Raw genomic sequence first — 22,654 nt, 5'->3', positions numbered from 1 at the left:
AATTGTAGGAATATAAAAACGAGCCGATTGTAGGAATTTGAAATTTTAAGAATTTATATTTTTAAGTATGTTTTTTCTCTTTTTTGAAAAGTAAAAAAGAGAAATATTTAGTGGTTTGAAAAAAAATACAGCCTTATTCTAATAATTTTAAGCTATTTGTATTTTGTATAAATATGAGTCGAACAAGATTGAACAACATAATCTGAGATGTATATTTTTTCTTTTTCGATTATTGCTGTATTTGGAGGGATTATAGACCAAATTGTTTTTTCTTTTGCAATTTCTCGCCCGTCTGTCATTTTGAGAATAAAAAACAATTTATACGTTTTTAATTTATGATCAAAAACCGTCGATTTAGAGTTGTTTTTTAGTTCATATTCAATTTCAATTTCTTTGTTTGTGTTTTTCTCAGAAAAGCAAATAGTTTTGACCTGTAAATTAAAATCTTTTTCTTGATCGTCAGCTTGTTGTTTTTCAAAAGCAATGTTTTTTGCTGGCTGATTTGGTATTGAGATGCAGTTACAAAGAGGAAAACAGATTAAAAAAGGTACTATTTTTTTCATTACTTAGAGAATAACATTAATATTCTCAATATAGATTGGTTGTTGTATTGATTCTTAAATTTTACATTAATATTCTCTATTTTTTCTCTAGACAACGGCATGTAAAAAGAATTTATAATTTCATCAAATTTAATGGTTTCTTTCTCATGAAGATTTTTTAAAATAGTACTTCCCATCAAATTGTTGAAGGTCTTTTTATACTGTTTAAAAAGAGATTGGTAAATTTTTGGATGTTCTTTGTATTGACTGTGGTCTTCTGTGGTAAGTTCGTCTGCTAGAAAACCTAAATAAGGAAGGTCTAAAAGTACTCTATTTTGGCTAATTAAGACCATATTAGTCAAGTCTTGAAGATCTTGCTTTTTACTGCTTCTCCCATAATCAGTAAGAATTCCTGCTTGTTGTATAAAAAGCTTATTTAATTCACGTACAAGTTGTGCTAACTCAGATTCTTTGTTAGCAATAGTAGATACTTTTAATCTGTTATATAATACATCTGTTAAATCGTGGATACTATTAGATATTTTCAGGATAGTTTTTTTTTCATCTACATTAAAATTTTTCAAATCGGCAACAAGTAATTCTTTGCTTAAGTCATCGTAGCGTTTTGTTAATTTGAAAAAATAAGCGTCTGTGTTTTTAAAAAATAGGCTTTTATCTTGTTCTTTTTCGTTAAAATCGTTAGTTACACTTACTAAAAAGTCATAGAATTTGGAACACGCCAAAACGTTATAAATAACTTCAATACGATTTTTTTTGATAGCTAATTCTTGTTCTGAAACGTTGCTGTTAATAAGAAGTTTGCCTTTTTTATTTGTGAAGTAAACAGCATCAAAGTTTTGTTTTTTCGAAAAATCATTTTTTTCAAAATCAATAAAAGGTTTACCTTCAGCATTCAATAAGAAAGCCATATTCTTGATTTTTTTCTCTGGCATTTCGGCTAAATAGCGATAGTTTTTGTTGTAATCAACAAGTAGTGCTTTGTCTTTAAATTCAATAGCTTTTGCATTATCTCCCAAAGCATAGTAGCTGGTTGAAATGTTTGCCATTAAAGCCCAATAAATTTTTTTGGTTTTTTTATCGTTTACATCATATTTGGAAACTTCACTTTCCCAAAATTTTATTTTTTCCGCAAGGAGGTTTTTTATTTTAAGATAGTTCTCATCAGTGTCTTCTAAATTTCGGGTAAATTCAAAAGAGTCCACAGATTGGTTTATTTGGTCAAGATCATCGTCTTTGAATTTGTATAAAGGAAGGGTTTCTTCAATTCTGGTAAAATCAATAGTTTCTTTGATTTCTTTGAAAAAATTATACAAAACATCCTTGTTATAAAGGTCGTAACAATTTTGGTTAATCGTTCCGCTCGAATTTTTAAGAAGCAATTGTATTTGATTGTTTGCAATTTCTTCTGTTTTAATACTGAAGTTGTTATAAGCACTTACCTCCGAAATAACTTGAGAGGAGTTGAAATCTTTAGTATAAACAACTTCGTTTTTTCGTTTTATTGTAAAATTTAATTTTGAAGTAAAGATGATTTGTCCAATATAACTAATGTCATTACCATTGGTTATTTTTTCAGTTTTAGTATCAAGATACGTGCTGATGGGGTGTATAAATAACAAATAGTCGCTCTGTGTTGGAGCGACTATTTCTAAATTTCTTAAACTAAGATTGCGAATCGCATAGGCAGAGACTTGATTGTCTATTACGCTGCGTTCTGTGGGATCTTCTATGATAACACCTATTTTATTGCTTTCTATTTTTACTTTAGGATATTTCCAATCATAAAATGAATATAAGACTTGTTTTGGGCTTTGTGCAAAACAGTTTACAACAAAAAGCAGTAAAAAGATTTTTTTAATCATTGTTTATTTAAAGGTCTAATTTAATTGAAAGCTCTTTCAATTGTGCGTCATCAATTGCTGCAGGAGCATCGATCATAACATCACGTCCTGAATTATTTTTAGGGAAGGCGATAAAATCTCTAATCGTTTCCTGACCTCCTAAAATAGCAACCAATCTATCCAATCCAAAAGCTAAACCTCCGTGAGGCGGTGCTCCAAATTGAAAAGCATCCATTAAGAAACCAAATTGAGCTTTTGCTTCTTCTTCGGTAAACCCTAAATATTTAAACATTAACTGTTGTGTCGCTTTATCGTGAATACGAATAGAGCCTCCTCCAATTTCGTTTCCGTTTAAAACCATATCGTATGCATTTGCACGAACTTTTCCAGGTTCTGTTTCTAACAAAGCCATATCTTCTGGTTTTGGAGATGTAAATGGGTGGTGCATTGCGTGGTAACGACCGCTTTCTTCGTCAAGTTCCAATAATGGAAAATCTACAACCCATAATGGAGCAAATTCTTCAGGTTTACGTAAACCTAAACGAGTTGCTAATTCCATGCGAAGTGCTGAAAGCTGAGCGCGAGTTTTGTTTGCTGGACCTGAAAGAACAAAAATCATATCTCCAGGATTTGCTTCTGTTGCTTTTGCCCAGTTTGTTAAATCATCTTGATCGTAGAATTTATCTACAGATGATTTGAAAGTTCCATCTTCATTACATTTTACATACACCATTCCTGATGCTCCAACTTGTGGACGTTTTACCCAGTCAATTAATCCGTCAATTTCTTTACGGGTATAATTTCCTGCTCCAGGAACAGCAATTCCCACAACTAATTCAGCTGCATTGAAAACAGGGAATTCTTTATGTTGTGCAAATTCGTTTAATTCGCCAAACTTCATTCCAAAACGAATGTCTGGTTTGTCATTTCCGTATGTTTTCATAGCATAATCGTAGGTAATTCTTGGGAATTTTTCTACTTCAATGCCTTTGATCTCTTTTAATAAATGTCTTGTCAAACCTTCAAAAACATTCAAAATGTCTTCTTGTTCAACAAATGCCATTTCGCAGTCAATTTGAGTAAACTCAGGCTGACGGTCTGCACGTAAATCTTCGTCACGGAAACATTTTACAATCTGAAAATATTTATCCATTCCACCTACCATCAATAATTGTTTGAAAGTTTGCGGTGATTGCGGCAATGCATAAAATTGTCCTTCGTTCATACGGCTTGGAACCACGAAATCTCTTGCTCCTTCTGGAGTAGATTTGATTAAGTAAGGTGTTTCAACTTCGCAGAAATCTAAATCAGATAGATATTTACGAACTTCCATTGCTACTTTATGACGAAATAATAAGCTGTTTTTTACAGGATTTCTTCTGATGTCTAAATAACGGTATTTCATTCTGATATCTTCTCCACCGTCTGTTTCATCTTCGATAGTAAATGGAGGCGTTAAAGCAGAGTTTAAGATCGTTAATTCAGAAACTAAAATTTCAATTTCACCAGTCGGAATGTTTTTATTTTTGGCTTCACGCTCAATAACAGTTCCTTTTACCTGAATTACAAATTCGCGGCCAAGAGTTTTAGCTAATTCAAAAACGGTTTTATCGGTACGAACTTCGTCAAAAATAAGTTGTGTGATTCCATAACGGTCGCGTAGATCGACCCAATTCATAAATCCTTTATCGCGTGATTTTTGAACCCAGCCCGCAAGTGTAACTTCGGTATTAATATTTGAAGCGTTTAATTCGCCGCAATTATGACTTCTATACATGATCTCAATTTTAGATTGCAAAAGTAAACACAAAAAACAAAATAATATAGAAAAGTGATAACTTGATGCTTATAAATTTTAAATATTTTGTTAATTCTAAAATTTGGAAGCAGTAATTTCTTTAGATTTGAATCACTAAAAACAAATATAAATATCTATGAAAAAACTTTTTGTTACTGGTCTGTTGGTATTTGCCACTTTAAGTGTTGTTGGACAATCTAAAAATCAAATAAAATTTACAGCCAAAATTGCGAATAGAAATAGTGACACTCTTGTCATTAGAGGAAAAGATAATTTTAAACAAGTTATTCCGATTAACAAAAAGGAAACTTTTGCGGCTTCTTTTGATGCGCCAAAAGGATTTTATGTGTTTTCTGACGGAGTAGAATCTTCTAGACTGTATTTGAAACCAAATTCTGTGGTAAACTTAACGATGAATGCCAAAGAGTTTGATGAAACTATTGCTTTCAGCGGTAAAGGTGTTGAGGAGAGTAATTTTTTAGCACAACAAGCTTTAAGAAATGAAAAACTAGAGCAAGCTTTCTCTAAAGAACCTGCTGAATTTGCAGCAATATTAGAGGCTAAGAAAAAGACTGATGTCGAAAGTTTAGAGAAAGGAAATTTTGATCCAGAATTTGTTACTGCAATGAAAAGTAATTTTGAGCGTTTTAATCAATTCGCAGTTGAGAATTACGAAAGAACTGCAAAAGCAAATAAACTTAACGGAAAGCCTTCACCAGAGTTTGATTATGACAATTATAAGGGAGGAAAAACAAAACTATCTGATTTAAAAGGGAAGTATGTTTATATTGATCTTTGGGCTACTTGGTGTGCACCTTGCAGAGCCGAAATTCCTTACCTGCAAAAAATTGAAGAGAAATACCATGGAAAAAACATTGAGTTTGTGAGTATTTCTATCGATAAAGCAAAAGACAATGAAAAATGGAAAAAGTTTGTAGCAGATAAAAATCTTGGAGGTGTACAATTGTTTGCTGACAAGGACTGGGAATCTGAATTTGTTGTAAATTATGGTGTAATGGGAATTCCAAGATTTATTTTGATTGATCCAAAAGGAAATATTGTGAGTTCTGATGCAGAAAGACCTTCATCTCCAGATCTTCAAAAGCAATTAGATTCGTTATTAAACTAATTTAAGGATTAAATTTACATCGTTATCGTAATTTTAGTTTTTGATTAAAATACTAGTAAAACCAGTGCTTGAGCGCTGGTTTTTTTGTTTTAGGCAAAATTCCAATGTTAAGTTTTCATCCAATGTTACCAAATTGTTAAGTAAAAGTTTTTTTAATGTAAACAAATAGGTATATTTGATAAAGATTTCTAAAACATTAATACCTAAAGATATGAAAAAGAGTATAATTTTAGCGGCACTATTGTTCTCTGGAATATTAGTTGCACAGGAAGCAAAACCAGAATTAGAAGTTGTTGGGAACAAGGTTAAAGCTGTTTATTATTATGATAATGGTAATGTTCAACAAGAAGGCTTCTTTAAGGATGGTAAATTAGACGGTGTTTGGGTATCTTATGACGAAAAAGGACATAAAAAAACCGTTGGAGAATACACAGACGGAGTGAAAACTGGAAAATGGATTTTCTTTAATGAAAACAATTTAAGCGAAGTTGCTTATGTTGACAATAAAGTAAGCTCAGTTAAAAACTTACAGAAAAATGCTTTAGCAAATAGAAACTAATTTAGTTTCGAACAATTTATAGAGAAACCGCTTATTGTAAGCGGTTTTTTTATTTCTTAGATTTTTTTCTTCTTCCAAACCAAATTACAAATCCTGTTACAGGAAGTGCTGAAGCAATTAGGCTGACGGTAAAAGCGAGGATTTTTCCAGGTAAATCCAAGACTTGTCCTGTATGTATACCATAATTCATTTCGACAACTTTTAGTCCTAAACTTTTTGAATGATACGGATCGCTTTGAATTAATTTTCCATCATAAGGATGAAAATAATAATTACTTTGATGATCATATCTTAATGTATGCGGATATGCTCCTGTATTAATGAGATCTCCTTTTTGCTGTGGAAATGTTACAAAGAGCATTTCGGCATTTGGCTGCATTTTTAGGGTTTTAATAAAAGCATGATCGACAGCTGTGATTGAATTGGAGTTAAATTTTGTTGCATCGATTGTTGGTGATTTTGTTTCAATTTCTTTGTCACCTCCAAAATTAAAGGTTTTGTATATTCCGTCGCCAACCCATTCGTAGGTAAATGTTAAGCCGGTTATGGCAAGAATAAAAGCGATCACTGCAATGTAAAAACCTGATGTATTGTGCCAGTCATAATTAACACGACGCCATTTTGCTGACCATTTTACAGTAAAACTTCTTTTAATATCACTTTTTCGTTTTGGCCACCATTGAATTATTCCAGAAATTAATAACAGAATAAAAATAATTGTAGAACCGCCTATAATATGTTTTCCAATATAATCGGGCAGTAATAAGTATAAATGAATGTGCTCGACAATGATAAAAAAGTCCGTTTTTGGGTTCTCAGTTTTTAAGTATTGACCAGTGTATGGATTAAAATAGAGGTATAAATTTTCGGTGTCAGAATACGTGTAAACAATAGCTGAGCGATTTTTTCCGTAGTAAGAAACCATGCTCGATTTGTTTTTCGGAACAATTTCTGTTGCTTTTTGCTGCAAAACCGACGGCATCAAAAAAGGTTTATTCTGCGGTTCAACAAAACGCCATTCTTTACGAGTAATGTCTTTTATTTCATCATGGAAACAAAAAATGCATCCGGTGATACAAACTACAAAAACAATAAGCCCAGAAATTAATCCGAGCCATTTATGTAAAAAACGTATTTGTTTCGTAAATCTCATTTTTTGATTAAAAACGTAAAAGTATACGCAAAATCTATAGGAGACAAATTATTTTAAAGTATTTTGTTTATCAGGATGTATGAGTTTGTGCTTATAAAGAATTGATCTCGCAAAGGCGCAAAGTTTTTATTTTGAAGCGACAGATTAAAAGAATCGAAAAGATTTTCTCTCGCAGATTTTACAGATTGCTTCGTCTGTACGCTATCGCTCGAGGGAGCAGATAAAATAATATTAAAAAATCTACAGAATCTGCGTGAAACAAAATATTAACGCCTTCGTCGCTTTGCAGCAAAAAATATTATTAAGAAACGATTTTTTTAGGTTTTAAATGATAAGCCGTATAAAGAGTTATGGAAGCTAAAACAATCCAGAAAACATCAATGAAAAAGATTTGGATTTTGTTTTCCATAAACGAATTCCAAAACCAATTTCCAGAAATAATTCCGTTTGTAATTGGAATTAAAAACCCTAAAATACTTCCTGAAATAAGGCATGATTTATTGGTGAAAGCATCATTCTTTTTGATAATAAAAAATATAGTAAGCAATAGCCACCCTCCAAAGTAAACTAGATAAAGGTTATCTTGAGTTAATGGATAAAAAACTTTTGCCACGATAAACGCAAGTGCAGTGATTGGATACATGCTTAAGCAAATAGCGAGATAGATACGAACAACAGCTGCGTTAAAACGTCTTTTCTTTTCAGGTAAATTGTTTTTTTGTCTGGCTACTAACCAAATCATGACTCCCGAAATAATTACAAAACAGGTTATGATTCCTAAAACAAAGCTTACTATTTTTAAGGCATAACCTCCGTAGTCACCAAAATGAATTCGGTACAAAACATTTTTAACAATACTAATGTAGCTGGTTTGTGTAATTGGATTTTTTCTAGCGATTTCCTTTCCGTCAGAAATACGGTAAACAACTTTTCCAATTCCGGTAAATTTTTTATGACTTGGTAATTCACCTTCTACTAAAACGTGCATGTTTACATCGCCGTAGTTTTGAATAAAAACTCGTGTGATTTCAAAATCAGACCAGTTGTTTTTTGCTTTAGCAACTAGTTTATTGATGTCAAAAGGAGCAGCTAATTTTTTGTTATCAAATTTATAATCAGGATCGTTGTATTCTAATTCTTTATATAATTTATCTTGATCTCCTTTGTATAATGCCATTACGGCGGGCGCTACAATTAGAAGTTTAATCATAAAAAAAGCACCAGTTACAGCATAAACAAATTGAAACGGAAGTCCAATCATTCCCAACGCTGTATGAGCATCTGTCCATAATGTTTTTAATTTTTCTTTTGGACGGAAAATGTAAAAGTTAGAGACAATTTTATTCCAATGAAGTAAAAGTCCAGTTATGATTGCAAATAAGAAAAACAAGGCGGTAAAACCAGAAAGATAGTAACCAACTGGATAAGGAATCTGCGCCAAGAAATGCAGGCGGTATAAAAATTCTCCTAATGAATACGATTCTTCATAAGTAAATGATTTAAAGTTTTTAGTATTCAGATAAAAGAATGATCCTTCTTTTTGTTTGGCTGGAGCCAAAGTATCTTTGGTACCTTCCATATAAACCGCAACTCTATTTTCAACAGATGGTTTAGATATGGTAATATTTCTTCCGTGTAAAACGTGTTTTTTGTCAAGATTTTCTAATGCGCTATTGTAATCTAATTTGATTTCTCTAGTAATAGCAGTAGATTCACTTCTTTCCCAATTGATGATTTCATCTCTAAAAAAAGAAAACGATCCTGCAAAAAAGATCACAAAAAGTACAACGCTGATCACAATACCGCTGACAGTATGTGTATGAAAATAGATATTATAATGACGATTGTTCATGGGTAATTACACTGCTGGATTATAGGTTTGACCAAGATAAATGAGTAGAGAAAAAACTAAGGAAAGTAAAATGTAAATCCCCCAGATTTTCCATCCGCTTTTCGCTAAAAACGCAATAACCATTAAAATAACCCAAAGTATGAATCCGCTGAAAGCCATTGTCATTAATACTTCAGGGCGATTGAACCATGATGCTAATGCTAAATGAAATGTTGTAGAAACAAGATAACCGCCAAGTATTGCTGCGGTTATTTTGGCAAAACGAGGCCAAAATGCGGGAGTTAAATATTTTGAATTTGCTGGCATTGATTGGTTATGGTTTAGTTGTAATAAAATTCAAGAAGAGCTATAATAATTAAAACAGCCAGAAGCACTTTGCTGTTTACTTTTTTTAATGGAGCAAGAATGATAATCAGGCTTCCAATTGTCATTAATTGAATAAAAAACATCAAAGTTCCACAGCATAGTGATTGCGTAAAAAGCCACATCGCATAAGCCGTTGTTAAAAGAAGTAATCCCGTAATTTTCGTTTGTTTTGGATTGTTTTTCATCCATTTTTCAAAACCAAAATCATAAGATAAAACAGCTCTTTTTGAGGTGTAATACAAAGTATAAAATGCTAAAAAAACAATGAGACTGGCTAATGTTATCATAATTTTATAGAATTTAAAAACACCTTTCTATATCGTAGAGAAAGGTGTTTTTTGTTGTTTTCATTAGAATTTATAAGTAAAACTTGCCGCAAAAGCTCTAGGATCTTTTGGATGAATCGTTGACCATCCATCGTAAATTTCCTCGTTTGCGATATTGTTTACTTTAAGCGTAATGTTGAATTTTTCTGTGTTATAGAAAATAGAAGAGTTTAAGACTGTATATGCAGGAATTGTAAATGTTCCTGTAGTTGCTCTGTTAACTATTTTATTGTCGCCAACATAATTCCCTCCAAATCCTACTCCAAATCCTCTTAATAAACCTTGAGTAAATTTATAACTAGCCCAAAGGTTTGCCAAGTTTTGAGGTCCAGAACTTTCTGGTCTGAAACCAACAAAATCAGGATCTCCAGCAGTTAATAAAGCATCATTATAACTGTATCCAAAAACAATGTTTAATCCAGTTATTGGGTTTGAAACGATTTCAGCTTCAAAACCTTTATTGTGCTGTGCTCCATTTTGATAGGATGTTTGATTGTTCGGAATGGTTTTTGGATTTGAGCTTGGAGTTTCTATAACATAAACCTGATCAGAAACTTTAATATCATAATAGCTGAAAGTAGCATAAAGTTTATCTTTAAAAAGGTTCAATTTTGTTCCGGCTTCAAATTGATTAGCTTGTTCTGGATCAAAAGTTCTTGGAGTTGAAACTCCTTCAAAACGATCTGAACCCGGAGCAACATTAGCGAAACCATTCATGTAATTGGCAAATACAGAAACTTTATCAATAATAGGCTGGTAAACCAATCCAAATTTTGGTGAAAAAGCAGTTTGATTGTAATTGTCAGCATCTGTACTTATATCGCCAGAATTGATAAAACGGTCAGCACGCAAACTTACCATTGCCGATAAAGCAGGCGTAAAGTTGATTACATTCGAGAAATAGGCACTATAAACTTCCTGTTTTGTTCTGTTGTTATTTCTTGGGCTGTCTCCAACAATTGCATCAGATGCTGCTTTTGTTAGAACTCCTGTGTCGCCGTTTGAAGGACCAAAAATAGCATTGAATGAAGCTAAGTCATCTCCAATGTAAACAGAGCCATTACCAAAGTATCCTGAGTTGTGATCCGTCATTGTTCTTTTGAAATAATCAAAACCTACAACAAGTCTGTTTCTTAAATTTCCAATTTTGAAATCACCAATAAAATTTTGTTGAATATCAGTAGTTAGATTTCTGTTATCTTGATAGTTGAAGAATCTGTTTAAAACAATTCCTTCTGTAATTTTTGGGAAGTATTGTGTTCCTTCATATAAGTAAGCGTAGTTTCCTGTTGATTTAGAAGAACTTGATGAAAAGATAGTTTGTGAATTCCATTGATCAGAAATTTTATAATTCATCTGAGCTTGTATGTTGTATGAAGGTGTTTTTATGGTAAGCTCGTTACTTGTGTAAGAACGATTGTTATCATATTTTAATTCTGAGATATTGTGAACTCTTAAAGCAGTTCCTCTGTCTAAAAACAACATGGTTGGGTTTGTTGTTTCGTTACTCATGAATTCTGTATTTACTAAAAATGACAATCTATCATTTACTTCATAAGATAAGGAAGGAGCAATAAAAAAAGATTCTCTAAATCCTGCATCCTGAAAGCTGTCTTGTTTGTTGTAAGCGGTGTTAACTCTAAAGTTTAAGCTTTTTTTGTCGTTTAATGAAGTGTTGACATCTGCAACTACACGCTGTAATCCGAAACTTCCAACAGTATAGTTTAATGAACCTCCAAATCCTTTGTATGGTCTTTTTGTTGTTGTATTGATTAATCCTCCATAAGAGATTAAGCTACTTCCAAATAAAGTTCCAGAAGGGCCTTTGATAATTTCAATTCGATCTACATTTGCAGGATCCAAACTTCCATTTGTCAAACCTGGTAAACCATTAACCATTGTTGGCTGAACAGCAAATCCTCTAAGAGAGTAATAACCTGCACCATCGCCTCCACGGCCAGTTGAAGCCCAAAGCTGAGTTATACCCGGCGCATTTTTTAATGCATCATCAAAAGTGGTTACAACTTGGTCTTTTAGAATTTCTCCTGTAATAGTCGTATAAACTTGTGGGTTTTCAAGATTTTTAAGTGGCAATCTTGATACTTGTTGATTTTCTTTACGAACAAAACGATTTTTTCTGCCATTTACCACAACTTCAGTTAATTCTTCAGAGTTTGAGGTGATATTAAAGCTTGCTGTCAGTTCTTCGCCTGCGTTAATTGTTATTTTTTTCTCTGTTGAAGAATATCCAACGGCTGAAACTTTTAAAGTGTATGTTCCCGGCTTTACATTTTTGATTTTATAATTACCATTTTCATCAGTAATTGTCCCAAATCTAGTTCCTTTTAAAGCAATTGAAATTGCTTCTGCTGAATCGTCGCTGCTTACTGTGATTTTCCCTTTTACAGTTGCTTTTTCTTGTGCTGAGATAGTTACGCTTGCTAGAAGAAAAAAACAAAAGCTCAAAAGAGAAATTGTGAATTTATATTTCATTATTATTTAGAATTGATTTTAATAGCGCAAATTTAAACCTTGATCAGCAACTATACAAGCTATTTTTATTTATTCTAAATTAATTCTTTTTTAAAGGTTAAAATTTTCATTTCTCTAAAAAATTAACACCTTAAGCAAGATTTAAGCTAATATTAAGAAAAAAAAGCCTGTTCAAATGAATGAACAGGCTTTTTAGTTTTATTTAAAACTAATGAAATTACAATTCTAAAGCACGTTTAGCATCTCCGTTCATTAATAATTCTAATGGATTTTCTAATGCTTCTTTCACAGCAACTAAGAAACCAACAGACTCACGACCATCAATAATTCTGTGGTCATAAGAAAGCGCAACGTACATCATTGGGTGAATTTCAACTTTTCCGTTTACGGCAATTGGACGCTCAATAATATTGTGCATTCCTAAAATTCCTGATTGTGGAGGGTTGATGATTGGAGTAGATAACATACTTCCGAAAACACCACCGTTTGTGATTGTGAAAGTTCCGCCAGTCATATCGTCAACAGTAATTTGACCATCACGAGCTCTTAAAGCTAATCTTTTGATTTCAGCCTCAATTCCACGGAAAGTTAATAGTTCAGCGTTACGAACAACAGGAACCATTAAACCTTTTGGTCCAGATACTGCGATTGAGATGTCAGCAAAATCGTAAGCAATTTTGTAGTCACCATCCATCATTGAGTTAACATCTGGGTATAATTGTAAAGCTCTTGTAACTGCTTTTGTAAAGAATGACATGAAACCTAAGCCTAAACCACCATGTTTTGCTTTGAAAGCATCTTTGTATTCATTACGAATTTGGTTGATTGGCGTCATGTTTACTTCGTTGAAAGTAGTAAGCATTGCAGTTTCGTTTTTAGCCGAAACTAATCTTTCTGCTACTTTACGACGTAACATAGATAATTTTGTACGCTCAGTTCCACGGCTTCCACCAGTTGGAGTTCCCATTGAAGGTACTGCATTCACAGCATCGTCTTTAGTGATTCTTCCGCCTTTTCCAGTTCCAGAAACTGTTGCAGGAGCAATGTTTTTTTCATCTAATATTTTTCTTGCTGCAGGAGATGGAGTTCCAGCTGCATAACTTGTTGCTGCCGGAGCTGCTGCTGGAGCCGGTGCCGCTTTTGGAGCTTCAGCTTTTGGTGCCTCAGCTTTTGGAGCTTCAGCTGCTGGAGCCGCTGCCGCGCCGCCTGCAGGTTTTGCTGCATCAGTATCAATTAAACAAACTACAGCGCCTACTGCTACTGTATCACCTTCTTCAGCTTTTAGCGTGATAACTCCGCTCATTTCAGCAGGTAATTCAAGAGTAGCTTTATCTGAATCAACTTCAGCAATAGCTTGATCTTTTTCTACATAATCTCCGTCTTTTACTAACCAAGTTGCAATTTCAACTTCTTTTATTGATTCCCCTGGTGATGGGACTTTCATTTCTAAAATCATCTTTGTTTTTGTTTAAGGTTTGTATTGCTTAAGATTTAGAGAGTTTGGCTGGTCTTTAATTCTTAAACGTTAAACTAATTTTTTATCTGAATAAATTTTTATCGAATACCATTCTAATTGCATCTGCATGACGACGTTTTGCACGTGTATAACTTCCAGATGCTGGAGCAGCATAAGCTTTTAACGACGCTAATCTCCATTTTACAAGATCAAAGTTCATTAACATAAAGCTGTAAGCTCCCATGTTTTTAGGTTCTTCCTGAGCCCAAACATAATCATCAGCATTTGGATATTGCGCGATAATTGCTTTTAATTGCTCAACTGGTAATGGGAACAATTGTTCAATACGAACAACTGCAACATCATTTCTTCCGTTGTTTTCTCTTTCAGCAACGATGTCGTAGTAGAATTTACCAGTAACAAAAACTAATGTTTTTACACCTTTTTTATCTACAGTATTGTCGTCAATTGTTTCTTGGAAACTTCCAGTTGCCAATTCTTCAACTGAAGAAACGCATCTTGGATCACGCAATAAACTTTTTGGAGAGAAAACTACCAATGGTTTACGGAAATTGGTTTTCATTTGTCTTCTTAACAAGTGGAAGAAGTTGGCTGGCGTTGTACAGTCAGCAACATACATGTTTTGTCTTGCACAAAGTTGTAAGTAACGCTCCATTCTTGCAGAAGAGTGCTCAGCTCCTTGTCCTTCATAACCGTGAGGTAATAATAAAACAATACCGTTTTGGTTGTTCCATTTATCTTCACCACATGAAATATATTGGTCAATCATAATTTGAGCTCCGTTAGAGAAATCTCCAAATTGTGCTTCCCAAATAGTTAATGCTTTTGGATTTGCTAATGCATACCCATAGTCAAAACCTAGAACGCCATACTCTGATAATAAAGAGTTGAATACGCCGAATTTTCCTTTTTTGTTTTCAATAGAATTCAATAGGATTACTTCTTCTTCAGAATCTTCGACTTTAACTACAGCATGACGGTGAGAGAAAGTTCCTCTTTCAACATCTTGGCCAGAAATACGAACATCAAATCCTTCTGTTAAAAGTGATCCGTAAGCAAGTGCTTCTGCAGTTCCCCAATCAAGTGTATTGTTATCATATCCTGTTTTTCTGTCAGTAACAATTTTGCTTATTTTGTTAATAAACTTTTTGTCTGATGGTAATGTTGAGATTGTATTGATAATAGAATCCAATCCTTTTTTATCAAAAGTAGTATCTACTTTTTCTAACATTTGTGTGTCAGTTACCTGAACAAATCCTTCCCATTCGTTTTTCATGAATGGAGTAATGATTGTTAAATCTTTTTTACGAGAAGCTTCTAAGTTTTCCTCTAAAGCAGATTTGTATTCTTTTTCTAAAGCATTAACATAAGAGGCATCGATTACGCCGTCAGACAATAATTTCTCTGCGTAAATGTCTCTTGGATTTTTGTGCTTAGCAATAATTTTATATAAAACAGGTTGTGTAAAACGAGGTTCATCACCTTCGTTATGACCGTATTTTCTGTATCCTAATAAATCGATAAATACGTCACGTCCAAACTGCATTCTGTAATCTAATGCAAAAGAGACAGCGTGTACAACAGCTTCAGCATCATCAGCATTTACGTGTAATACTGGAGATAAAGTTACTTTAGCAACGTCTGTACAATATGTAGATGAACGAGCATCTAAGTAGTTAGTTGTAAAACCAACTTGGTTGTTGATTACAATATGGATTGTTCCTCCAGTTTTGTAACCGTCAAGCTGAGCCATCTGAATGATTTCATACAAGATTCCTTGTCCTGCAATTGCAGCATCTCCGTGTACAGCGATAGGCAATACTTTAGAGAAATCATCAGCATAATATTTATCTTGTTTAGCTCTTGTGATTCCTTCAATTACAGCTCCAACAGTTTCTAAGTGAGAAGGGTTTGGTGCTAAATTGATGTTGATGTTTTTTCCTGATCTTGTTTTCTTGTCAGCCGTAAGACCTAAGTGGTATTTTACGTCACCATCAAAATACTCTTGATCATAATCTTTACCGTCAAACTCACCAAAAATATCTTGAGTCGATTTTCCGAAGATGTTTGCCAAAACGTTCAAACGACCACGGTGAGCCATTCCCATTACGAATTGTTCAACACCTTTTTCAGCAGCTTGCTCGATCAAAGCATCTAAAGCAGGAATGATAGATTCTCCACCTTCTAATGAGAAACGTTTTTGTCCAACATATTTTGTATGAAGGAAGTTCTCGAAAGAAACAGCTTGATTTAATTTATTTAAGATTGTTTTCTTTTCTTCTGTAGAGAAATTAGGCTGATTAACATTTACAGATAATTTATCCTGAATCCATTTTACAACGCCAGGATTTCTGATATACATATATTCAATACCAATATGCTGGCAGTAAATAGCTTGAAGACGATTTACGATATCCTGCAATGAAGAAGGCGTCATTCCAATTGTTTGTGCAGCATCAAAAACAGTAGAAAGATCAGCAGCTGATAATCCGAAATTTTCGATGTCTAAAGTTGGAGATGAAGTTCTGCGGTCACGAACAGGGTTTGTTTTTGTAAACAAATGTCCGCGAGTACGGTATCCGTCAATTAATTTTAATACGTTGAATTCTTTTTGCAGTTTTTCTGAAACCAAACTGCAGTCTGCGTTGCCGCTAGTCACATATTCAACAATCTGTTGAACTGGATTTTCGTCATTATAAACCGTTTGTCCAAAGTCAAAACCTTGAAAAAAACTTCTCCAGCTTGGCTCTACGCTGTCTGGGTTTACTAAATATTGATCGTATAATTGTGCGAAAAACTCTGTATGCGCTGCATTTAAAAATGAAAACCTATCCATAATATCAGTGAATATACTTTTTGTTAAATAGAATGGCAAAAGTACAACAATCGCCTTTATTTAAATCTTTTTTTTACGTACTTTTACGTAAAAATTTGTTAAAAATAGACTTAACTATGAATAAAATTCAATTTTCAATCGATTGCAGATCTTTTTTTGTGATTATAGCAGTCTTGTTTTCCAGTTTTACATTTGCACAGCAGAAGTATGTTATAGATAACAGTAATCATTTTTGGGACAAGGTTCAATTTGGAGGCGGACTTGGTGTTGGAATTGGTTCTGGTTATACCGATATTTCTGTAATGCCAAGTGCGATTTACAATGTCAATGCGATTGTATCGGTTGGTGTAGGATTGCAATTTGGTTATTTGTCGTCTAAAAATTATTATGATTCATTTGTTTATGGAGGAAGTTTAGTTACACTTGTAAACCCGATTCCAGAAATTCAATTGTCTGCAGAGTTAGAGCAGGTAAGGGTAAATACAGATTATGACTCAACTCCATACCGACCAAGTTATTCAGATAATTATTGGAATACTGCTTTGTATCTTGGTGCTGGTTACAGAACCGGAAGTGTTACCATTGGTGCACGATATGATGTTTTGTACAATCCTAATAAAAGTCTTTACGGATCTGGATTTATGCCTTTTGTGAGGGTTTATTTCTAGAAATTCAAAGATTCTACTGGAATTTGAATATAAATCGATCATCAGGATTCCAAACAAAATCTTGCGAGCATATATAGCCTCTCAGCCACAATTGACCGTCTGTTTTTTTAAGATAAAATCCTTTTGGGAAATCGTCATCATTAATAATAGGCTCAGAATATATGGTTAGAGAACCGAGCGGTGCTTTGTTTTTTTGATTGTCAGGAATGATTATTTCTTTTTGATCACGTAACGTCAATCGTAAATATGGCGCTGCTTCAAGCGGGCATTCTGATAATTCAAATTTTTTTAGATGTTCTTTTATTTGTGGCATGGTTGCGCCATTTGGAAATCCTAATTCTTTTATTGAAATTTCTTTTACTAAAATAGAATGCTTTTCCTGAGAAGTTTTAAAATTTTCATTTGAAAAAAGGATCTCAGCAAACTTATTCAGCATGATCTGAGATTCTTTTAATTTTTGCAGTAAAATTTCTTTAGAAAAACCTCCGTATTCAATTGTTGACTCGTTTTTATGGTCACTGTCTGAACGATTCATCATGAGTAAGTTTAAATTTAATGATTGAAAGTTTTAAGGTCTCTATATTTAAATATGTCTGAAAATCAAGTGTTTTACTTGTAGTAATTACTAAATCAAATCTTCATTTTTTAATTAATGAAATCATTGCACTCAATATATAGTTGTTGTGTTTTACACTCCGATGTTTATAATTTCTATGTCTTAAATCAAGATTTTAAATTTAAGGATAAAACTTGTAAAACACACACTATGTTCTACTGAAGAAATCTCAGAGAGGCAGTTTTAATCTGTTTATTTGATGAAAACAATGCGTTGCAGGGGAAGTTTTTGTTAATTTCGATAATTATATTTTAAAGACGATCCATTCATGTAAACTGAAATAAATTCATTCTCTTTGAATTTGCTATTGCAAAAACTTTTATTTGCCAAAAAACCTTTATACGTTATGTTCGACAAATCTGAAAGTGTATAAAATAGATTATTATTAACCGTTCTTTTAGTTTGATTAGCTTTTAATTGTTCTATTTTATCCTTGTAAATGTTGCAATAATTCGTCGATCCCCAAAAAAACATTGGAATATTTAATTCATATTTTGTTGGGTTAGAGGAGCCGTAACCAAATAAAGTTTCATTTTTTGTATCATACAAATTAACGCCGTGATCTGCTGTAAACATAAGAAAAGCTTTTTGATCCTTTAAATCAATACATTTTATTATTTGTGACAACACGTAGTCTTGTAGTAAAATTTTGTTATCGTACTGATTGATTAATGCATTTTTACTTTTAATTCCTTCTATAGCATTAGCTGTATTTGGCTTAAACAATTTAAACGATTCAGGAACTGTTCCATGGTTTCCAATTAGGTTAATAAGGATAAATTTCTTTTTCTTTGACTTATGGGCTGCAACACTTTTCAGCACTGGCAAAACATCCAAATCAGTATGTGATTTTTTTTCAAATATTTTAAAAATATGATCAGGCTCATTCTCATTTTCTAAATAGAAGATATTTTGACTTGAAATCCAATTCGTCTCATATCCAGCTTCTTTATAAAGAGATAGGATTGATTTTTCTGAAAAAGATAAATTAGCATTTTCAGGAGTTGCTTCTGTGATGATTAAAGGAATGGAAGCTGAAGTAGAATTACCATTCGAAAAATGATTTTTATATGATATTAAATTCTTAATCTTATTTAATTCTGGACTCGTCATTCTGTGATATCCATTTAAATTCCATTGAGCGCTTCTCATTCCTTCACCAATAACAAAGACAACAATGTCAGGGGTTTCTGTTTTTGAAGTTGATTTTGTTACTTGGAAGCTGAATTTATGGCGTTTTTCCTTTAAGTTATCTGTCTTTCTTTTATAATAGAAAACTTCATAGGTTCTATAGTATAAATTGAAGGGATGTTCTTTAAGAATATATTGTTTAAAAGAATACTTTAACAGATTTTTTCCAGAATCAAATTGTTCAGAATTCTTTAATCTGATAAAAATACAAATCAGCAAAACAAAGAAGCATATTCCTAAAATTTTAAAGTTTTTCGAAATTTCAAATTTCAAATTTAGTCGCTTGCTTTCCTTGATGAGATAAATAATAAAACATAAAAAAAGCAGTAAGCTAAAAAACAGCCATTTAAAATTACTTACGAATTCGAGGGATTCATTAGTATTTGTGTAAACTAGAGCCTTCAAATTGTCCATCGTCAAATATTGTTTTAGCACAACAATATTTGTTGTTTCTCCAAGCATTGAAAATAAATACACAGAACCAACTATTATAGATGAACGATAGTAAGATTTCGTTAAAAATGAGATAAGCAATAGTAGTATTAGGAATATTGTGATTTTTGACAATATGATAACCAGTGCTTCTAAAAAGTTATTATTTATGTAGTTAAATAATAAATCAGGAATTAAAAGTAAAAAGACAGCTAATACTAAAAAGGCTTTTTTTTTCATTTAGATCTTGATTTTTCTGTTTTTGTTCAAAAGTAGAAAACAAATAATATTAAATCTCAATTATAATCTACTCAAATCAACTAAATCTTTGAAATGTTTTTTTTCTAACACCAGCAACTTTGTTTGTACTGGTTAGACATTTTTTTGGACGTTTTTTATTAGAATTAGTATCAAATGAAAATATAAAAAAAGACACTAAAAGGGATGTTAAATAAAGGATTTGTTACTTGTAATAATTTCTAAACCAAACCTTTTGCCATTCTCTTTTTAGGATTAAAAAAGAAACCTGTTCGGCAAGAATGACTAAATCTGAACCGTCGAGCTTTTTGATTTGTTCTTCAGAAACATCAATAATGTAAAGCAGATTTAAGTATTCAGCAAATTTGTACTGAATCATTCGGTAGATTTTTTCGTGAAGCTGAATTTTTAATTCTTCGGGAGAAACACTTAACGGAAAATCGATTCCTTCATTGGCTAAATTAAAATCTTTGTTGATCTGCTCAATCAAGTTTAAATATAAAGATTCCTTTTGGGCTTCTTCAAATAATAAATCACTATTTAATGGAGTAATATACATTTAATTAGATTTGTGATTTTAAATTGCTGATTTGTAAAAGAAAAACTAAACTTTTCTATCCATTAAATTCTCTCCGAAAGTTCTTAAAACATTTTTCTTTTCTGGGCTGATTTCCATTTTTTCCAAAGTTTCAAAAGCTTTAAGAGTATACATTTCGATAGTTTCCTGCGTTGTTTTTGAGGCGCCTGACTCGTTGAAAATGGCTTTTACTTTTTCGATTTTCTCTGAATTATCTTCTAATTGAACGCTGAATAATTTTTGTAATTCATCCCCTTTTTCAGGAGTCGAGAATTCTAATGCTTTTAAGTATAAATAGGTTTTTTTGTTCTCGATAATATCGCCGCCAACTTGTTTTCCAAAAGTTTCAGGATCTCCAAAAGCATCAAGATAATCGTCTTGAAGCTGAAAAGCTAAACCTAAATTTAGTCCAAAATCATAAATCAAATCACCTTCTTTTTCTGAAGTTTTGGCAACAATTGCTCCCATTTTCATTGCTGCGGCTACAAGAACAGCAGTTTTGTATTCGATCATTTTTAGGTATTCTGGAATAGTAACATCGTTTCGGTTTTCAAAATCAACATCCCATTGTTGTCCTTCGCATACTTCGAGCGCAGTTTTGCTAAAAAGTTTTGCTAAGTCTCTAAAAACAGTGGGTTCATATTGTTCAAAATACTGATAAGCTAAAATAAGCATCGCGTCACCAGAAAGAATTCCAGTATTCAAATTCCATTTTTCATGAACCGTTATTTGTCCTCTTCTCAAAGGTGCATCATCCATAATGTCATCATGAACTAACGAGAAGTTATGAAAAACTTCAACAGCCATTGCTGCCGGAAGTGCCGTTTTATAAGTAGTGTCAAAAACTTCAGAAGCCATTAAAGTCAGTACTGGTCGTATGCGTTTACCGCCAAGTCCTAAAATGTATTCAATAGGTTCATAAAGATTCCCGGGTTCTTTGTGTATGTCTTGTTTTTTTAAATAATCAATAAAAAAATCCTGGTATTGACTTATATCGTGCATGAAATTCTAATTTATGAGCCTCAAAGATACAATTCATTAATGAATTATTTCTGCCTTAAAATTCCAAAAGTATAGTTTCCGCCTAAAATTGTCATTAAATGTATTAATTCTTAACAAGTTAAAATTATTTTAAAAAAAACACGGAAACTTTTTTGGTGTTTAGAGTTTCCTGTTTATATTTGCACCGTTAATTTGGAAACTATAAACACTGTAAAAGTTTCCGTAAGAGGTTTGAGGAAGCTATAAACTCAATAAAATCAAATATTTATGAAAACAACATGGACTTTAGATTCGACACAATCAGATGTTTTAATAAAAATGAGACATTCGATAATTGCTTATTTAGGAGGAACAACAAATAAATTTGGCGGTTATGTGAATATCGAAGACAATGAAATTGAAGATGCGTCGGTTGAATTTTCACTGGATATAAATAATAAAAATGAAAGCTTTCAGCAGATAGATACTTATTTGCAGCTTCAAGATTTTTTTGATGTAGATGAGCATCCAATCATCAGTTTTAAATCGACTTCATTTCAAAAAGTGAATAATAATATTAACTTTTTTAAAGGCGATTTAACGATAAAAGATGTGACTAAAGTTGTAGAACTTGATGCAGAATTTATTGGCGTTAATACTTATAATGGAGAGCGAAAAGTTGCTTTTGAAATTAAAGGAGATATTAGACGTCAGGATTTTGGACTTGATTATAATTCATTTAATCATAACGGAGGTTTAGCATTAGGCAAAGATATTAAGCTGATTGCAAACTTAGAATTTAGTATATAAATCTTACAGAAAGTATAATTTAATGTAAAATTATTACAAATATAATGGAAACTATTTTTTAGATTTTAGTTTCCTAAGTATATTTGTGATGCAAGTCGGAAAATTAAAATGAAAGAGAAAATTATTTCGAAGGCTAGTGAGCTTTTTTTAAAGCTTGGCTTTAAGAGCGTTACGATGGATGATATTGCGGGTGAAATGTGTATTTCGAAAAAAACGATTTACAAGTATTTCTGTAATAAAGAAGTTTTAATTGAAGAAAGTACTTCGACGGTTCATAAACAAGTGCATGGAATAATTGACACTATTGTAGCAAAGAACTTCAACGCGATTCAAGAGAATTTTGAAATTAGAGAGATGTTCCGTGATATGTTTAAAAACAATACAGATACATCGCCAATTTATCAGTTAAAGAAACATTACCCAGAAATTTATCAAAATGTATTGTCGTACGAAATCGAACAATGTACACAGTATTTTAGAGAGAATATTGAAAAAGGAATTCGCGAAGGTTTATATCGCCCCGATTTAAATATTGACATTTATGTGAAGTTTTATTACACTTTAATTTTTCATATAAACGAAACTACTGTTTCTGAAAGAGAAGCGCAGGAAATAGAATTGGAAGCTTTGGAGTACCATTCCAGAGCAATGGCGACAGAAAAAGGAATAGCTGAATTAGAAAAACAACTCGAAAAAGTTAGAGCATAATCATCAAACTATATAAACAT

General features: G+C 32.4%; 19 protein-coding genes. 5 read left to right on the top strand and 14 right to left on the bottom strand.

The window, feature by feature from the left end; genetic code table 11:
* Window positions 1–152: 152 nt before the first annotated feature.
* The 3 genes from B0A81_RS19560 to aspS are packed head-to-tail and all read right to left on the bottom strand — an operon-like array spanning window position 153 to window position 4,181.
* Complete coding sequence (locus B0A81_RS19560; RefSeq protein WP_089059566.1) at window positions 153–563, bottom strand: hypothetical protein; 411 nt, start codon at window positions 561–563, stop codon at window positions 153–155.
* On the bottom strand, window positions 563–2,425 hold the full coding sequence (locus tag B0A81_RS19555; RefSeq protein ID WP_089059565.1) for a hypothetical protein: 1,863 nt from the start codon (window positions 2,423–2,425) through the stop codon (window positions 563–565). Before B0A81_RS19555 ends, B0A81_RS19560 begins: the two co-directional genes overlap by 1 nt.
* 7 nt (window positions 2,426–2,432) lie before the next feature.
* Window positions 2,433–4,181, bottom strand: coding sequence for an aspartate--tRNA ligase (aspS, locus tag B0A81_RS19550; RefSeq protein ID WP_089059564.1), 1,749 nt, complete (start codon window positions 4,179–4,181; stop codon window positions 2,433–2,435).
* Window positions 4,182–4,338: 157 nt separating this feature from the next.
* On the opposite strand from aspS, the gene B0A81_RS19545 reads away from it, so the two are divergent.
* Complete coding sequence (locus tag B0A81_RS19545; RefSeq protein WP_089059563.1) at window positions 4,339–5,331, top strand: TlpA family protein disulfide reductase; 993 nt, start codon at window positions 4,339–4,341, stop codon at window positions 5,329–5,331.
* Window positions 5,332–5,542: 211 nt separating this feature from the next.
* Window positions 5,543–5,890: a toxin-antitoxin system YwqK family antitoxin gene (locus tag B0A81_RS19540; RefSeq protein ID WP_089059562.1), complete on the top strand. Its 348-nt coding sequence runs from the start codon at window positions 5,543–5,545 to the stop codon at window positions 5,888–5,890.
* A gap of 49 nt (window positions 5,891–5,939) precedes the next feature.
* Here the strand turns inward: B0A81_RS19540 and B0A81_RS19535 are convergent, their stop codons facing one another.
* From B0A81_RS19535 to B0A81_RS19505, 7 genes are all read right to left on the bottom strand, one after another.
* Window positions 5,940–7,043 carry a PepSY-associated TM helix domain-containing protein gene (locus tag B0A81_RS19535; protein ID WP_089059561.1) on the bottom strand — a complete coding sequence of 368 codons (1,104 nt, stop codon included), beginning with the start codon at window positions 7,041–7,043 and terminating at the stop codon, window positions 5,940–5,942.
* Window positions 7,044–7,344: 301 nt separating this feature from the next.
* On the bottom strand, window positions 7,345–8,895 hold the full coding sequence (locus tag B0A81_RS19530) for a PepSY-associated TM helix domain-containing protein (protein WP_089059560.1): 1,551 nt from the start codon (window positions 8,893–8,895) through the stop codon (window positions 7,345–7,347).
* Window positions 8,896–8,901: 6 nt separating this feature from the next.
* Window positions 8,902–9,201 (bottom strand): hypothetical protein, encoded by a 300-nt coding sequence (locus tag B0A81_RS19525; RefSeq protein ID WP_089059559.1) that lies wholly within the window; start codon window positions 9,199–9,201, stop codon window positions 8,902–8,904.
* Between the two features lie 14 nt (window positions 9,202–9,215).
* Window positions 9,216–9,548, bottom strand: coding sequence for a hypothetical protein (locus B0A81_RS19520; RefSeq protein WP_089059558.1), 333 nt, complete (start codon window positions 9,546–9,548; stop codon window positions 9,216–9,218).
* A gap of 63 nt (window positions 9,549–9,611) precedes the next feature.
* A complete protein-coding gene (locus tag B0A81_RS19515; RefSeq protein WP_089059557.1) occupies window positions 9,612–12,080 on the bottom strand; it encodes a TonB-dependent receptor in 2,469 nt (822 codons plus the stop codon).
* Between the two features lie 217 nt (window positions 12,081–12,297).
* Complete coding sequence (gene odhB / locus B0A81_RS19510) at window positions 12,298–13,536, bottom strand: 2-oxoglutarate dehydrogenase complex dihydrolipoyllysine-residue succinyltransferase (protein ID WP_089059556.1); 1,239 nt, start codon at window positions 13,534–13,536, stop codon at window positions 12,298–12,300.
* 82 nt (window positions 13,537–13,618) lie between these two features.
* Window positions 13,619–16,393 carry a 2-oxoglutarate dehydrogenase E1 component gene (locus tag B0A81_RS19505; RefSeq protein WP_089059555.1) on the bottom strand — a complete coding sequence of 925 codons (2,775 nt, stop codon included), beginning with the start codon at window positions 16,391–16,393 and terminating at the stop codon, window positions 13,619–13,621.
* 116 nt (window positions 16,394–16,509) lie between these two features.
* Between B0A81_RS19505 and B0A81_RS19500 the strand changes: the two genes are divergently transcribed.
* On the top strand, window positions 16,510–17,061 hold the full coding sequence (locus tag B0A81_RS19500) for a hypothetical protein (RefSeq protein WP_089059571.1): 552 nt from the start codon (window positions 16,510–16,512) through the stop codon (window positions 17,059–17,061).
* A 13-nt stretch (window positions 17,062–17,074) separates the two neighbouring features.
* Here the strand turns inward: B0A81_RS19500 and B0A81_RS19495 are convergent, their stop codons facing one another.
* The 4 genes from B0A81_RS19495 to B0A81_RS19480 all read right to left on the bottom strand — a co-directional run bounded on the left by B0A81_RS19495 (window position 17,075) and on the right by B0A81_RS19480 (window position 21,137).
* Window positions 17,075–17,599, bottom strand: a complete 525-nt coding sequence (locus B0A81_RS19495; protein ID WP_208861327.1) for a hypothetical protein — start codon at window positions 17,597–17,599, stop codon at window positions 17,075–17,077.
* 309 nt (window positions 17,600–17,908) lie between these two features.
* Window positions 17,909–19,540, bottom strand: a complete 1,632-nt coding sequence (locus B0A81_RS19490) for a phosphoethanolamine transferase (protein WP_089059553.1) — start codon at window positions 19,538–19,540, stop codon at window positions 17,909–17,911.
* Window positions 19,541–19,763: 223 nt separating this feature from the next.
* Window positions 19,764–20,117 carry a hypothetical protein gene (locus B0A81_RS19485; protein ID WP_089059552.1) on the bottom strand — a complete coding sequence of 118 codons (354 nt, stop codon included), beginning with the start codon at window positions 20,115–20,117 and terminating at the stop codon, window positions 19,764–19,766.
* A gap of 45 nt (window positions 20,118–20,162) precedes the next feature.
* Window positions 20,163–21,137 carry a polyprenyl synthetase family protein gene (locus tag B0A81_RS19480; protein WP_089059551.1) on the bottom strand — a complete coding sequence of 325 codons (975 nt, stop codon included), beginning with the start codon at window positions 21,135–21,137 and terminating at the stop codon, window positions 20,163–20,165.
* A 267-nt stretch (window positions 21,138–21,404) separates the two neighbouring features.
* Here B0A81_RS19480 and B0A81_RS19475 point away from each other — a divergent pair, with 267 nt between their 5' ends.
* Together B0A81_RS19475 and B0A81_RS19470 are read left to right on the top strand one after the other, a co-directional pair.
* On the top strand, window positions 21,405–21,926 hold the full coding sequence (locus B0A81_RS19475; protein WP_089053712.1) for a YceI family protein: 522 nt from the start codon (window positions 21,405–21,407) through the stop codon (window positions 21,924–21,926).
* Window positions 21,927–22,034: 108 nt separating this feature from the next.
* Window positions 22,035–22,634 (top strand): TetR/AcrR family transcriptional regulator, encoded by a 600-nt coding sequence (locus B0A81_RS19470; protein WP_089059550.1) that lies wholly within the window; start codon window positions 22,035–22,037, stop codon window positions 22,632–22,634.
* Window positions 22,635–22,654 lie beyond the last annotated feature (20 nt).

It is taken from the genome of Flavobacterium plurextorum, from assembly GCF_002217395.1.
GTDB classification, from domain to species: Bacteria; Bacteroidota; Bacteroidia; order Flavobacteriales; family Flavobacteriaceae; genus Flavobacterium; species Flavobacterium plurextorum.
This window is presented reverse-complemented; position numbering and strand designations above follow the sequence as displayed.